Genomic DNA, 14,331 nt, shown 5'->3' on the forward strand with positions numbered 1-14,331 from the left:
AATGGCTAAACTCGATGCCTATTTTGGTGAATACGGTGGTCAATACGTACCGCAGATCCTAGTGCCAGCACTAGATCAACTAGAACAAGCGTTTATTGATGCACAAGCCGATCCTGAGTTCCGCAGCGAATTCATGACGCTTCTACAAGAATACGCAGGCCGCCCAACAGCGCTAACACTAACGCGCAACTTAACAAAAGGTACAAAAACCAAACTGTATCTTAAGCGTGAAGATCTACTTCACGGCGGCGCGCACAAAACAAACCAAGTACTTGGTCAAGCACTGCTTGCTAAACGTATGGGTAAGAAGGAAATTATTGCAGAAACTGGTGCTGGTCAGCACGGTGTTGCAACCGCTCTAGCTTGTGCGCTATTAGGTCTTAAGTGTCGAGTTTACATGGGTGCAAAAGACGTTGAGCGTCAAAGCCCGAACGTATTTCGCATGAAGCTAATGGGCGCAGAGGTTATTCCTGTTCATTCTGGCTCTTCAACGCTAAAAGATGCATGTAACGAAGCACTACGTGACTGGTCTGCAACTTATGAAGACGCGCACTACCTATTGGGTACTGCAGCGGGTCCTCACCCATTCCCAACAATTGTTCGTGATTTCCAACGCATGATTGGTGAAGAAACGAAGAACCAAATTCTAGCTCGTGAAGGTCGCCTTCCTGATGCGGTTATCGCTTGTGTAGGTGGTGGTTCAAACGCTATCGGTATGTTCGCTGATTTCATTGAAGAAGAGTCTGTACGCCTAATCGGTGTTGAGCCTGCTGGTAAAGGCATTGATACCGACCAACATGGCGCGCCACTTAAACACGGTAAAACGGGTATCTTCTTCGGCATGAAAGCACCACTGATGCAAGATGAGAACGGTCAAGTAGAAGAGTCTTACTCTGTATCAGCAGGTTTAGATTTCCCATCTGTTGGTCCTCAACATGCTCACCTAAACGCAATTGGTCGTGCTGAATACGACAACGTAACCGATGACGAAGCACTAGAAGCTTTCCAAGCTATTGCTCGTAACGAAGGTATTATCGCTGCACTAGAGTCATCTCACGCTTTGGCTCATGCAATTAAAATGGCTCACGATGACCCAGAAAAAGAACAGCTATTAGTTGTTAACTTATCTGGTCGTGGTGACAAGGACATTTTCTCTGTACATGACATTCTTAAAGAGAAAGGAGCATTATAATGGATCGCTATCAATCACTCTTCACTCGCTTAGCTGAAAAGAATCAGGGCGCATTCGTACCATTCGTAACGGTTGGCGATCCTAACCCAGAACAGTCTCTTAAGATCATGGAAACTTTGGTTGAAGCGGGTGCAGATGCACTTGAGCTTGGTATTCCATTCTCTGATCCGCTTGCAGATGGTCCGACAATCCAAGGCGCAAACATTCGCGCGTTAGATTCTAAAGTTACGCCTGATGTGTGTTTTGATCTTATTGGTCAAATCCGCGCTAAATACCCAGAACTACCAATCGGCTTACTAATGTACGCAAACTTGGTGTACGCACGTGGTATCGAGAACTTCTACGAGCGCTGTGCGAATGCGGGTATTGACTCAGTACTGATTGCAGACGTACCAACCAACGAAAGTGGTGAGTTTGTTGCAGCGGCTGAGAAGTTTGGTGTTCACCCGATCTTTATTGCTCCACCAACAGCAAGTGATGAAACACTTCAATCGGTCTCTGAACTGGGTGGCGGTTACACATACCTACTTTCTCGCTCAGGCGTAACGGGTGCAGAAACAAAAGCAAACATGCCTGTTACTGCATTGCTTGATCGTTTGAACAAGTTTGATGCGCCACCAGCGCTGCTTGGTTTTGGTATTTCAGCTCCTGCACAAGTAAAAGAAGCAATTGAAGCTGGCGCTGCGGGTGCTATCTCTGGTTCTGCAGTTGTAAAAATCATTGAAACACATGTAGAGCAACCAGAACAGATGCTTAAAGAGCTAGCTAACTTCGTTATTCCAATGAAAGCTGCAACTCAAAAGTAACAAATCAGCCCTAACTTCTAGTTAACAGCGAAGTTAGGGCTTTCCATTTTCTCTTTAAATTCACTTCAAACACGCCAGCATTCAAAGGATAATGTTAACAAAACGCTACGAAAAACCTCGAAAACCTCATTCACCAACAAAACACTTCCCCCACTAGTATTAATGAATTTTATAAATAGAAACACTCACGCAAATAGCAATCGTTTGCATTAGTGTAAAAATCAAACAATCGATCAATAAACAGCAAGTAATCATAAGCATTCATCTGGGCTCATATTGCGAAATGTAAAATATCCGTGTAAAACTTACCGCGAAATTTTTATCCATTGGTACAGCGTACATTAGTGGGTAATTCTAGGAATTTACCATTTAGTAGCACAGAGGTTATGGAAGTGTTAAAAGAAAAGAGTTTACTAAGCAACATCGGCGTACAAGTCGTTATTGCAATGATCATTGGTACTGCAGTTGGTGCAATGATGGGTGAAAGCGCAACAATGTTCGCTCCACTAGGCGCAATCTTCATCAATTTAATCAAGATGCTGGTTATCCCTCTTGTTGCCGTTGCACTAATTTCAGGTGCTGCAGGTCTGGGCAATAGCTCTTCTGCTGGTAAAGTTGGCGTGACGACACTAGGTTACTTTGCACTGACTTCAGCACTAGCTGTTGCGCTTGCATTAATCATGGGTGAGGTTTTCGAACCTGGTCGTGGCATCGATGTTTCAGGTGTTGAAGGCATGTTCTCTTCTGAATATGCATCTAAAGGTGAACTTCCTACGTTCTGGGCAACCATTACTGGCATGATCCCAACCAACGTTTTCCAATCATTGAATGAAGCAAACATTCTGCAAATTCTCGTTTTCTGCTTATTCTTTGGTATCGCTATTTCTAAACAAGCGAAAGAAAAACGTGACCCTATCATCAACGGTGTAAACGCAATTGTTGATGCTATGGTTTGGATGATCAACAAAGTGATGATCATTGCACCACTTGGTGTATTCGGTCTTATGGCTGAAGCAGTAGGTACGTTTGGTTTTGGCGCACTTATGGTGGTGTTCAAACTGTTCGTTGTTTACGTAGCTGCAATCCTAATCTTTGGTTTCGTTGCTTACCCACTGATGATCCAAATCTTCACTAAGACTTCTGCAAAGAAATTCTTAACTGTAATGAAGAAACCACAAGCAGTTGCACTATCTACTGCGTCTTCAATGGCAACACTTCCAGTTACAATGGAAGCCGTTGAAAAAGAACTTGGTGTTCGTAACTCTACAGCTTCATTTGTTCTGCCTCTTGGCGCAACTATCAACATGTCTGGTAACGCGATCTACTATGGTCTAGTTGCTATCTTCTTCGCGCAGTTGTTCAACATTGACCTTTCAATGGGTGCTTACATTGCAATCATTATTACGTCTACTCTAGGTGCTGTCGGTCAAGCTGGTGTTCCAGGTCCTTCTTTCTTGGTTGTTGCGGTATTACTTGCAGCTGGCATCCCAATCGAAGGTCTACCACTATTGTTCGCTCTTGACCGTATCTTCGATATGATTCGTACAGCATTGAACATTACTGGCGATGCAGCGTGTGCAGTTATTGTTGATTCTTTAATTAAAGATGAAGAAAAAGAAGTAGAGCTGAGCAAGCAGCAAGCTTAATGAGTCACTCCATTAAAAAGCCACTCACCTAGAGTGGCTTTTTTAATCAGTTTTTAATACTTTTAATGAGTAACTACACTTCGAATTAACTGATGTTCTAGGCGATGAACACAAGCAACCCCTATAGATCACTACCGTAAATATCAAACGTGAAATACTTAGCCGCTATTTTGTCGTAAGTACCGTTTACTCGAATTTCTTCAATGGCTTGGTTAAATTGCTTTGCTAATTTTTTGTCTTGTAACCTCAGAGCAAGAGCTGTCCCTTCTCCGATATAAGCTTTATCAGTCACCGCTTTTCCTTTAAATTCGAAACCTGCGCCTTCTTTTTTATCTAAAAACGCCAATGACAACTGATCTGAATTACCAAATGTTGCGTCTAAACGACCATTTTGCAAATCCAAGTAGACTTCATCTTGCCCTGTATAGCGTTTAATATTCGCAACTTTGCCAAATTTGTCAGTAACATAACGGTCATGGATCGTGCCTTGCTGCACACCAATGGTTTTTCCGTCTAAGCCTGATTTATCAATCTCAAAAGATGCATTTTTAGATGCCACGAAAACAGCGGGAGTTTGGTAATACTTATTCGTGAACAGCACTTTTCGTTTACGCTCTTCAGTAATTCGCATTGAAGCCATAATCACATCTGACTTCCTTGCCAGTAAGCTAGGAATTAACGAATCCCAACTTTGTGCAACCCAAGTACACTCTAAACTTGCTTGCTTACACAGTGCGTCTGCGATTTCGATATCAAACCCTGCAGGTGTTCCTTCGCTATTTTTATAATTAAATGGAGGGTACGTAAAATCAGAAGCCAACCTCACCTCTTTAGCTTGTACTGCTGAACATAACAAAGCGGTGGCACATGCGAATCCTAATGCTATTTTTTTCATTTTTATCTTCCTAGTTGATGCGTTTACGATAAGTAATATCTATGCCGTCTGTAAAGTCGCTTGCTCATATTGAGTCAGTGACGAGATCACTTCTTTCATACTTTGTTCACTGCCAATACTGATTCGGACGCAATGGCGTAAAGCAGGTTCATGATGTTGGTTGCGAGTAACAATGCCATCACTCAATAACACATTGAATAAATCATGGTTTTCATTCACTCGTAACAGCACAAAGTTAGTCGAAGATGGGTAAACCTCCTCAATAAAATCGAACTCGCTCAGTGTTTGGGCAAACTCATTTCGCGTATTAATCAGCTCTGCTGTTTTAGCTTTCATTAGTTTTAGCCCTTCCTCTGATAACGCTTTCAATACTATTTCAGCTGAACAATCAGGCATTGGGTAAGGCGGAATTAATTTAGCTACATAACTCATCACTTCTTCACTAGATAAAATGAATCCGCAACGCACCGCCGCCAAGCCAAATGCTTTAGAGAGTGTTCTAACCACAACCAGATTTGGGTAATCAGCAATGAGGTCAACTACAGATGAACTCAATTCAAACTCGATATAAGCTTCATCGACCACAACTAATGCTGAGTTTTTCGTCCCCTCGAGAACCTCAATCAAGTCGGTTTTAGGTATTGCGTTACCTGTTGGGTTATTTGGAGAGCATAAGAAAACGATATTGGCATTTTTTGCCTGGGAGATGATTTCAGAGACATTTAAATTGAAGTCCGACTTCAAAGGCACATCAACTGTTTCAATGGATAATGCATCTGCACAAAACTCATACATGGCATAAGTCGGGGAACTAATTAATATTTTATCTTTACCTGGCTGACAGAAAGCTCTTATCAGTAAATCTATCGCTTCATCAGCCCCTCTTACCGCCACCGTAGCAGCGTTCGTTCTACAATAGTTTTGGTAAGCCTTAGCAATGTCATGCGGCAGAAAATCTGGGTAACGGTTATAGCTTCTTTTATCTAAGCTCTTTGGATTCTCGTTAAAATCCAAACTCAATGAAGCTTCCAGTTCATTGGCATTCAGCCATATCCGTCCATTGCCACCTATTCTTCTTGCAGACTGGTAAGGTATTAATTTTTTTACCGCCTTTGGCACTAGCCTTTCCATTAAACTTGTCAAATCCCTTACCTTCCCAATGAATTTAGATATATGCCATACGCATCATTAGTCAAATAATGCCTAATTAGAGAATATCGAATCACTAATGATGCTTAACTATTTACATTCAAACAAATATCCATTGGAAAATGAATCGAAATAATTACATAATAGCCATAATTTATTTTCATGGCTTGTGGTGAGATTAGTGAAATACAGAACTAAAATTATGATGAAAAAAGGACTAAAGCTATGAATGGCAACCTACCTTCAACTAAAACACTACAAGCCTTTCTCTCGACGGCTCGGCATTTAAATTTCACCCACGCCTCTAATGAATTAAACCTCACCCAAGGCGCGGTGAGTCGGCAGATACTCTCTTTGGAGGAGTCGGTTGGTTGCGAATTGTTTTATCGTCATGCTCGTGGGTTATCTTTGACACCTAAAGGCGAATTACTTGTCCCTTTAATTCAAGACACAATTGATCAACTGCAATCTGCTTTGAGTCAAATTGCCACATCGCCTTCGAAAATCAGGTTGAATGCCCCAAGCTGTATTACTTCATGGCTATTACCTAAGCTTTTATCTTTTCAGCAGCATTACCCAGATATTGATGTAGAACTGACTTCTACAATTAAGCATGTATTTGAGCCAACGTTTGACCCTTTCGATGCAGTAATTACCTACGGCAAAAAACCTAAGCAAAGCTCAATTATCAGTCAGCTACTTTTTAATGAACAATTGACACCTGTGTGTAATCCCCAGGTTATCGACCCAAGCCATAAAGTGACCGAGTCAAACCATTTCATTAAGCCATTCAAGTTGAGTGATTACACTTGGTTACATGCGAATAAAGAACAGAGTGATTGGAAGCTTTGGCTAGAATTTATTGGTAGTAAAGAACTCGCTGGTAAAAAGAATCAGCAATTCGCCACTTTAGATCAATCAATGAACGCAGCAATCCAAGGGTTTGGCATTGCTATTGGCGATATCACTTTAGCTGATCAAGATGTGCAATTAGGTCGATTAACCAGAGTTAGCCCTGACACCGTTTTTTCAGGCAATGGATATTTCTTTCTTCAACCTAAAAGCCGCCAAAACACCTCTCTTACCACTTTAATGGAGTGGTTATTAAAATCAGAGATTAAGTAATGCCTAATAGTTTTCAAAATAAGAATCGCTTATAAAGCGCCAGATTTTAATATGCAAATTAACTCTCATATTAGTAATCAATATCGTATTCATAATGCATGTACTTATTTTTTCTTCGCTCTAAATTATAACTACCTAAATACCTTATTGTTTTGAGAACTCGTCACTAGCAACTCTGAACGATACATTTTTTGGCACTTTGTTTGCAGGGTCATCAGTAACAGTTTTAGTACGGACATTCGCCACTCATACCCCTACGGCGAGCATATGGAGGATCGGCTATGACTCTCGAAAGACACACATACTACGGCTTAATTCACCACGGAATTAAAACCCTACTGATGGACAGAATTGGGCACTTTACAGAGCGCGAGTACCATGAATATCTTGATTTAACGACAGGCAAGTCAACATGCTTTGCAATGAGTGAACAAGAATTAGAAAGTACTCTTGATGACCTAAAAAGCGAAGGCTATTTAGAAGATATCAAAAACCTCATTCCTCGGTATCAGACTAGCACCCTTCGTTAAGATCTCGTATCGGGCAAAAAACTTAATTCCAATTGTCTCGGGCTATTTAGCATCGAGACAGTTTTCGTTAGACTGTCAGCAACTCAACTACATGGATATTCATTTCCAATGAAGCAAACTCTTGATTTCATTCCTCTTATTATTTTCTTTGCCTTGTATAAGATGTATGACATCTACACAGCTACTGGCGCTTTAATTGTTGCATCAGCCATTCAAATTATCCTCACTTACTTTATCTACAAAAAAGTAGAAAAAATGCAGGTCGTCACTTTCTTAATGGTGGCGGTATTTGGCGGCATGACTATTTTCTTACATGATGACAACTTCATTAAGTGGAAGGTCACTATTGTGTATTCTCTTTTTGCGATTGGTTTGACCGTAAGTCACTTAATGGGTAAGTCAGCAATTAAAAGCATGCTAGGAAAAGAGATCACCCTACCCGACTCTGTATGGAATAAAATCAACTGGGCTTGGACTTGCTTCTTTGCAGTTTGCGCTATTCTTAATGTTTATGTTGCTTTTAACCTCCCTCTTGATACTTGGGTTAACTTCAAGGTATTCGGCTTACTGGCTGCCACCTTTGGGTTTACCTTATTAACTGGGGGATATATCTACAAGAATCTCCCAAAAGAGAAACAACAAGAGTTAACAGATAAAAATTCAGACGATAACTAATGTTTCAAAGTGACACCTAAAGTCACCTTTTTGATATAATCGACTTAATTAATCTATACAGCGGCCAATAGCTTTCATGTTATTGGCCGCTTGCTTATTTGTTGTTCTGGGAAATCCTTATAATGAGTCAAACTATTGATGCGCCGAAGGGCCAATTACTTTTACGTACTCTTGCTATGCCAGCAGACACCAATGCCAATGGTGACATTTTTGGCGGTTGGATCATGTCTCAACTCGATCTTGCTGGTGGGATACTTGCGAAAGAAATTTCGGGAGGACGAATAGTGACAGTCTCCGTTTCAAGTATCACATTTAAAAAACCGGTTCGTGTAGGTGATGTAGTTTGTTGTTATGGGGAATGTACTAAAATCGGTCGCACATCAATGAGCATTGACTTAGAAGTGTGGGTTAAACCGGTAAAAGAGCATGGCGTTGAAGACCGCTTTATGGTTTGTGATGCTACGTTCAACTATGTAGCTGTTGATACTGAAGGCAAACCTAGAGCTGTTAACCCTGTATAGGGCTTCCCACAAACCGCTTCTGTGAAGAACACTTTTGAATCATCAACCCAACATATTTATGTTCAGCTTTTGGTTACGATTAAAGTAACCAAAGGCTCCTGACTCACAACACGTTTCGTACAGTTTCACACTTTATTAAATTTCCCCCTTTTATTCCTTTTCAGTTCGCGTAAATTAGCGGCATGCCCTTTCTATCACCCGTAGTGAATCTCAATAAGGATATCCCATATGTGGTACGTGATTTTTTCTCAAGATGTTGAGAATTCTTTAGAAAAGCGACTCAGTGTTCGCCCGCAACATTTAGCTAGGCTTCAAGAATTACAAAACGAAGGTCGTCTGTTAACTGCAGGGCCTATGCCAGCTATCGATTCTGATAACCCTGGTGAAGCTGGTTTTACTGGTTCAACGGTTATTGCTGAGTTCAATTCATTGGAAGATGCGCAAACATGGGCTGACTCAGACCCTTACATTGAAGCTGGTGTTTATCAAAACGTCATTGTTAAACCATTTAAAAAAGTATTCTAACGTGAAAAAGTGGATTTTAAGTACCTTAGCTTTAACGGCATTACTCTCGGGCTGTAGCTCTAATAATGCAGACGAACAGCGTCAGTTAGAAATGATGGCTCAGCATCGTGCTGGTGTGTTATCTGCCGGCTTACCGATTGAGTACGGACCTTTATCTGTAATGCGAGTGCTAGCTAAGAAAAACGTCATAGAAATCATGATGATTTACAATCAAGATGAGCAAGGTGCCAGACCTGTTTCAGACGTTTTAGCAATGAGCATCAATAGCTACTGCACTAGTTCAGATATACGTTCCAACATTGACATGGGTTTGATGTACAACATCAAAATACGAAATACCCGTGGTCAACTGGTCGTTGAGCAACTGATCAATAAAGAGACTTGTGCAAGTAAGTAGTTAGAAGGTAAGAAACTAAGTATTTAAGAAGTACATAGCTTTTTAGTGAATACAAAAACGCCAGCTTAATGCTGGCGTTTTTTTCAGGTAAATTTTAGCTTATGTCTAGATATTCAAAGGAACCTGAAACTCTAGAAAGCCAACTCTCAGTTAATTTATTGGTTTAAGCTTCAGCCCATTCTTTACGAAGTGTTTTCGTTGCTGAGACTAGGTTTGCTAATGCGGCTTCTGTTTCAGCCCAATTACGAGTTTTAAGACCACAATCTGGGTTAGCCCATAATCGCTCAGCTGGAATCTTCTCTGCCGCTTTTTTCAATAGATCAATAATCCACTCTTCTGAAGGAATATTTGGTGAGTGGATATCGTAAACACCAGGACCAATTTCGTTCGGATAGTTAAACTCTTCAAATGCTTTCAATAGTTCCATATTTGAACGAGAGGTTTCGATCGTGATGACATCTGCATCTAAATCAGCCACTGAGTCAATGATCTCGTTAAATTCGCTGTAACACATGTGAGTATGAATCTGAGTTTCTGGTTTCGCGCTCGCCGCAGATATTTTAAAGGCATCAACCGCCCACTCTAGATATTCAGCGTGATCGCCCTTCTTAAGTGGTAAACCTTCACGAATCGCAGGCTCATCAATTTGAATGATATTAATCCCCGCATCTTGCAAGTCTGATACTTCATCACGTAATGCAAAAGCCAATTGATTGGCGATTTCCTTACGAGAAATATCTTCACGTGGGAATGTCCAGCACAGTATCGTTACAGGTCCCGTCAACATACCTTTCATCTGCTTTGACGTAAGAGACTGAGCATACGTTGACCACTCTACGGTTATTGGTTTTTCACGTTCAATATCCGCGACAACAATAGCTGGCTTAACGCAACGAGAACCATAGCTTTGCACCCAACCAAATTTTGTTGTTTGGAAGCCCGCTAGGTTTTCAGCAAAGTATTCAACCATGTCATTTCGTTCAGCTTCACCATGTACAAGTACATCTAAATCAAGTGCTTCTTGGCGTTTAACTGCGTCTGCAATGTGACCTTTTAATGCGGTATTGTATTCAGCTTCAGTCAATTGCCCTGTTTTGTATGCACTACGCTGAACTCGAATTTCACCTGTTTGCGGGAATGAACCAATAGTAGTGGTTGGAAGTAGTGGCAAACCTAACACCTTCGACTGGTGTGCAGTTCGCACTGCATAAGGTTCGCTACGTAGCGCTAATGCTTTAGTGATTGTATTCAAACGAGACTGTACTTGCGGCTTATTCACATGCGTTGCACTTTTACGATCCACAATTGGTTGGCTGTAAGTCTCACACGCTAAAATTGCGTTGTGGTCACCATCTAACGCGGCGCCTAGTAAGCTCACTTCTGTGACTTTCTGTTTCGCAAAAGCAAACCAACTTTTTACTTCTTCGCTTAGCGTTTCTTCTAATTCTAGATCGACTGGGCTATGTAACAGTGAACATGAGCTTGCTACCCACAACTTGTCACCTAGCTTCTCTTTGATTGGTTGAAGGTTAGCAAGTTGTGTTGCAAGGTCTGCACGCCATACATTTCGCCCATTGATAGCACCAGCCGATAAAACCCAATCTTTCGGCAATTTATTTACAACTTCATCCAATTGTTCTGGCGCAGCTGACAGGTCAATGTGAAGGCCATCAACTGGCAGTTCTATAATCCTATCTAGGGTGTCTGTAACAGAATCAAAGTAAGTCGTAAGAAGAAGCTTTACATCGCTTTGCAGCACTTGGTAAGCCAGCTTAAATGAATCTGCCCATGATTTTTCCAATTCAAGAGAAAGGATTGGCTCATCTATTTGCACCCACTCCACTCCGAGCTTTGATAACTTAGCCAGAATAGCTTGGTAAGCCGTCAGTAGGCGAGGAAGTAACGTTAGACGATCAAAACCATCTTCTACTTCTTTGCCAAGGTAAAGGTAAGATAATGGTCCCAATAGGACAGGTTTCACTTTATGACCGGCTTTAACCGCTTCATTCACTTCATCAAATAGCTGAGGCCAACTGACTTCAAATGAATCATCTTTGCTGAATTCTGGCACGATGTAATGGTAGTTAGTATTAAACCACTTCGTCATATCTGATGCAGCAGTGCCTTCACTCGTTGACCCATGGCTGCCACCACAACAAGTCGATTGTTCTTGTGATTGACCACGACCAACTCGGAAAAGTGTATCTAAATCAGGAAAGTCTTTTTCATCTTCTGAGCCACCAGCGTGACGCTTTGGCACGTGACCCAACAATAGAGTGGTAGTTAATACATGGTCATACCATGCGAAGTCGCCCGCAGTTGCAAAACTTAGGTTCGCGTCTGCTTGCACCTGCCAATTACGATTTCTTAATTCACTACCTAGCTCTTTTAGCTCTGATTGGTTGATTTCACCACGCCAGTATTTCTCTAGCGCAAATTTTAATTCTCTTTTTTCGCCAATACGCGGGTAGCCTAGAATATGCGTTGTCGTTGTCATGAGCCTGTTCCTTATTCAATTTTTAGTAATTTGGTCAGACTGCTATTTCATGCTGAATGCTTGATAAGGCGTCTGGATGGCTAAACTATCTATTGAATGTGGTTTATGAACAACCTCCAAATATTCATCTTGTTTATTATAAAATTTCATGTTGAACGTTTTATTCATGAATTAAACGAATTTTATTTAGACGTCTAGACGTTTACTTGTTTTATGAAACAAAGTAGGGTGTGATCATTAACAAAAATTATATTGGCTTAGGGAAAATGAGGAATACTCATGATAGAGCTCAAACATCTGCGAACATTAACCACGTTACGTGACAGTGGATCGTTAACAGCAACAGCAACATCGCTGCATTTAACGCAGTCTGCACTTTCTCATCAACTCAAAGACTTAGAAGCTCGTATTGGTGGGCAGTTATTCCTTCGTAAAACCCGCCCAGTCAAGTTCACCTCTGAAGGTCAAATTCTTCTTAAACTAGCTGACGAAGTGTTACCGAAACTTGCAAAAGCAGAGAATGAACTCGCAAGTTTGAAAGAAGATGTGAATGGTCGCTTACACATGGCGATTGAATGCCACTCTTGTTTCCAATGGCTAATGCCTGCGTTAAAGGAATACCAGGTAGCTTGGCCAAGTGTGACACTTGATTTCTCTTCAGGTTTTGGTTTTGAACCACTACCCGCATTGATGGCTGGTGAATTGGACTTAGTGATAACATCAGATATTCAGCCAAGATCAGAAGTGCATTACGAGCCTTTATTCGATTTTGAAATGCGACTAATCACTGCAACAAACTCACCTTTAGCTGATAAGGATTGCATTGAACCTGAAGATTTAGCTGACGTAACCATGCTCTCTTACCCTGTTCAAAAACAGAGGTTAGATGTAGTAAAGCACTTCTTGCAGCCTGCAGGTGTTGAGCCAAAAAAATGGAAGCAAGCCGATAATACGCTAATGCTAGTGCAAATGGTGTCGGCAGGTTTAGGCGCATCAGCCTTGCCTAATTGGGCTATCAGTGAATTTTCGAGACAAGGACTGATTACGAGTAAGCCTTTAGGGAGTGGATTATCTCGACGCCTTTTTGCTGCTGTTCGTAACTCGGAAAAAGATAAGCGTTATCTACAAGCTTTCTTCAGTACAGCTCGTCAACAAAGTAAGAGCCATTTAGATGGCATTAAAGTTGTCTAAAGCCACTTCGTTCACTTAATGGAAATCGGTATTAATGGCGCTGAACATAAATCATCGAATTTACGGCAAAAACTGTGCTTGAACATACAATATTTGTAAAAGGTGAAAGAGGATTATTTCAGTTGTATGTTAGTTTTATGCTCAGATTGCTATGAACTTGCATATATTTGGTGGCCATTTGAAAGATAAAAAAGGTTTCACATTCATAGAGCTTATTGTTGTTATTAGTATTTTAGCTATTTTGTCGACCGTAGCTCTGCCTAGGTATTTATCCTTAAAACAAGATGCTAATACAGCTATTGTTGAAAACATAGCGGCATCTTTTAGGTATATTGTTGATAATGTAAGAGTAAATGCCATTCTTCAAGGGTTAGATACCCAACGAGATGTTGCTGTTAGTGTAGAAGGAGTACCGATCAATACTTATTTTGGTGTTCCCCAAGAAATTTGGGACGAGCGCTTAGGTGAGTTGTTTGTCGCCGGTATTACTCACGTGGGAAATGGATATAGAGATTTTGGCTCAAGTGGTGTTTTAAGCTATAAGTGTACCGACCCGCTATGTGTCATCGATCAAACACCTGGCAGTTGGATTTCAAATGATATTAGTGGTTGGGGAATGTTTTTGTTTCCTGAATCGTATACTTTAACCGATAAGTGCTATGCATATTATGCATTTGAAGTAGTAGGCTCTGAAGTGGTTTCTCTAGAAACCCAATCCGTAGTAACAGGCTGCTAGAAAAGTGCAAATGGTTACTAGAAAAATTGAAAAGCCGCAGACTTGCCAATAAGTCTACGGCTTTATTATCAAGCAATTCACTCTATTCATTAACAGCTTGCTACGGGTTAACAATTTGTAGGCATAATTAACGCCAAATAAAGCCGTTAGCGAGCATAAGATTTAAACTGATTCGTTAATGGATCATATTGGTATCCCAATATATCTAGTTTACCCACCACATTTTCAACATCCATCTCATACATGCTGACTAAATCTTCAAAGCTGTCACACTCTAAACGAAGCTTTTCGTTCACAATTCCTAGCAGAATAATATTATCTAAATTTCTCACGTTACTTAAATCCATTCCGCACTCCTTAAGAACACACTCATGGTTTAAGTTTAGAACGCGAAGTGCAACCTTGCTCATTAGAAGATCACAATTTAACAGTTAAAACGAACGGTT

At 40.9% G+C, this 14,331-nt stretch carries 15 protein-coding genes; 11 read left to right on the top strand and 4 right to left on the bottom strand.

Translation table 11 applies throughout. From position 1 onward, the window contains the following. Position 1: 1 nt before the first annotated feature. The 3 genes from trpB (at position 2) to L4C37_RS16240 (ending at position 3,644) form a co-directional block, all read left to right on the top strand. On the top strand, positions 2-1,192 hold the full coding sequence (gene trpB, locus L4C37_RS16230; protein WP_137372543.1) for a tryptophan synthase subunit beta: 1,191 nt from the start codon (positions 2-4) through the stop codon (positions 1,190-1,192). Next, a complete protein-coding gene (gene trpA / locus L4C37_RS16235; RefSeq protein WP_372266217.1) occupies positions 1,192-1,998 on the top strand; it encodes a tryptophan synthase subunit alpha in 807 nt (268 codons plus the stop codon). The genes trpB and trpA overlap by 1 nt, the downstream gene beginning before the upstream one ends. 386 nt (positions 1,999-2,384) lie before the next feature. Further along, on the top strand, positions 2,385-3,644 hold the full coding sequence (locus L4C37_RS16240) for a dicarboxylate/amino acid:cation symporter (RefSeq protein ID WP_137372541.1): 1,260 nt from the start codon (positions 2,385-2,387) through the stop codon (positions 3,642-3,644). Positions 3,645-3,765: 121 nt separating this feature from the next. Here L4C37_RS16240 and L4C37_RS16245 read toward each other — a convergent pair whose 3' ends face one another. Both L4C37_RS16245 and hisC read right to left on the bottom strand, forming a co-directional pair. After that, positions 3,766-4,539 carry an ABC transporter substrate-binding protein gene (locus L4C37_RS16245; RefSeq protein ID WP_429769179.1) on the bottom strand — a complete coding sequence of 258 codons (774 nt, stop codon included), beginning with the start codon at positions 4,537-4,539 and terminating at the stop codon, positions 3,766-3,768. A gap of 39 nt (positions 4,540-4,578) precedes the next feature. Then, complete coding sequence (gene hisC, locus L4C37_RS16250; RefSeq protein WP_429769180.1) at positions 4,579-5,682, bottom strand: histidinol-phosphate transaminase; 1,104 nt, start codon at positions 5,680-5,682, stop codon at positions 4,579-4,581. A gap of 231 nt (positions 5,683-5,913) precedes the next feature. Here hisC and L4C37_RS16255 point away from each other — a divergent pair, with 231 nt between their 5' ends. From L4C37_RS16255 to L4C37_RS16280, 6 genes are all read left to right on the top strand, one after another. Next, a complete protein-coding gene (locus L4C37_RS16255; protein WP_429769181.1) occupies positions 5,914-6,813 on the top strand; it encodes a LysR substrate-binding domain-containing protein in 900 nt (299 codons plus the stop codon). Positions 6,814-7,094: 281 nt separating this feature from the next. Beyond that, on the top strand, positions 7,095-7,343 hold the full coding sequence (locus L4C37_RS16260) for a hypothetical protein (RefSeq protein ID WP_137372537.1): 249 nt from the start codon (positions 7,095-7,097) through the stop codon (positions 7,341-7,343). 108 nt (positions 7,344-7,451) lie between these two features. Continuing rightward, positions 7,452-8,018, top strand: a complete 567-nt coding sequence (locus L4C37_RS16265; protein WP_429769182.1) for a septation protein A — start codon at positions 7,452-7,454, stop codon at positions 8,016-8,018. A 122-nt stretch (positions 8,019-8,140) separates the two neighbouring features. Then, positions 8,141-8,539, top strand: coding sequence for an acyl-CoA thioester hydrolase YciA (yciA, locus tag L4C37_RS16270; RefSeq protein WP_273295322.1), 399 nt, complete (start codon positions 8,141-8,143; stop codon positions 8,537-8,539). A gap of 228 nt (positions 8,540-8,767) precedes the next feature. Continuing rightward, entirely contained in the window at positions 8,768-9,064 is a 297-nt protein-coding gene (locus L4C37_RS16275) for a YciI family protein (RefSeq protein ID WP_273295320.1), read from the top strand. Position 9,065: 1 nt separating this feature from the next. Continuing rightward, positions 9,066-9,461 (top strand): GspS/AspS pilotin family protein, encoded by a 396-nt coding sequence (locus L4C37_RS16280; protein WP_429769183.1) that lies wholly within the window; start codon positions 9,066-9,068, stop codon positions 9,459-9,461. Positions 9,462-9,624: 163 nt separating this feature from the next. Here the strand turns inward: L4C37_RS16280 and metE are convergent, their stop codons facing one another. Then, entirely contained in the window at positions 9,625-11,958 is a 2,334-nt protein-coding gene (gene metE, locus L4C37_RS16285) for a 5-methyltetrahydropteroyltriglutamate--homocysteine S-methyltransferase (RefSeq protein ID WP_429769184.1), read from the bottom strand. Positions 11,959-12,237: 279 nt separating this feature from the next. On the opposite strand from metE, the gene L4C37_RS16290 reads away from it, so the two are divergent. After that, a complete protein-coding gene (locus tag L4C37_RS16290; protein WP_137372531.1) occupies positions 12,238-13,149 on the top strand; it encodes a LysR substrate-binding domain-containing protein in 912 nt (303 codons plus the stop codon). Between the two features lie 178 nt (positions 13,150-13,327). Further along, entirely contained in the window at positions 13,328-13,885 is a 558-nt protein-coding gene (locus L4C37_RS16295; RefSeq protein ID WP_273295314.1) for a type II secretion system protein, read from the top strand. Between the two features lie 146 nt (positions 13,886-14,031). On the opposite strand, the gene L4C37_RS16300 is transcribed toward L4C37_RS16295, so the two are convergent. Next, complete coding sequence (locus L4C37_RS16300) at positions 14,032-14,232, bottom strand: DUF4250 domain-containing protein (RefSeq protein ID WP_137372529.1); 201 nt, start codon at positions 14,230-14,232, stop codon at positions 14,032-14,034. Between the last annotated feature and the right edge of the window lie 99 nt (positions 14,233-14,331).

Origin of the sequence: Vibrio kagoshimensis (assembly GCF_050337535.1) — a bacterium.
Lineage (GTDB): Bacteria > Pseudomonadota > Gammaproteobacteria > Enterobacterales > Vibrionaceae > Vibrio > Vibrio gallaecicus.

Coding starts and splice junctions, on each gene's coding strand:
- L4C37_RS16275 (WP_273295320.1), top strand. CDS start 8,768: ATGTGGTACGTGATTTTTTCTCAAGATGTTGAGAATTCTTTAGAAAAG.
- yciA (WP_273295322.1), top strand. CDS start 8,141: ATGAGTCAAACTATTGATGCGCCGAAGGGCCAATTACTTTTACGTACT.
- L4C37_RS16290 (WP_137372531.1), top strand. CDS start 12,238: ATGATAGAGCTCAAACATCTGCGAACATTAACCACGTTACGTGACAGT.
- L4C37_RS16260 (WP_137372537.1), top strand. CDS start 7,095: ATGACTCTCGAAAGACACACATACTACGGCTTAATTCACCACGGAATT.
- trpA (WP_372266217.1), top strand. CDS start 1,192: ATGGATCGCTATCAATCACTCTTCACTCGCTTAGCTGAAAAGAATCAG.
- L4C37_RS16255 (WP_429769181.1), top strand. CDS start 5,914: ATGAATGGCAACCTACCTTCAACTAAAACACTACAAGCCTTTCTCTCG.
- metE (WP_429769184.1), bottom strand. CDS start 11,958: ATGACAACGACAACGCATATTCTAGGCTACCCGCGTATTGGCGAAAAA.
- L4C37_RS16265 (WP_429769182.1), top strand. CDS start 7,452: ATGAAGCAAACTCTTGATTTCATTCCTCTTATTATTTTCTTTGCCTTG.
- L4C37_RS16240 (WP_137372541.1), top strand. CDS start 2,385: ATGGAAGTGTTAAAAGAAAAGAGTTTACTAAGCAACATCGGCGTACAA.
- trpB (WP_137372543.1), top strand. CDS start 2: ATGGCTAAACTCGATGCCTATTTTGGTGAATACGGTGGTCAATACGTA.
- L4C37_RS16300 (WP_137372529.1), bottom strand. CDS start 14,232: ATGGATTTAAGTAACGTGAGAAATTTAGATAATATTATTCTGCTAGGA.
- L4C37_RS16245 (WP_429769179.1), bottom strand. CDS start 4,539: ATGAAAAAAATAGCATTAGGATTCGCATGTGCCACCGCTTTGTTATGT.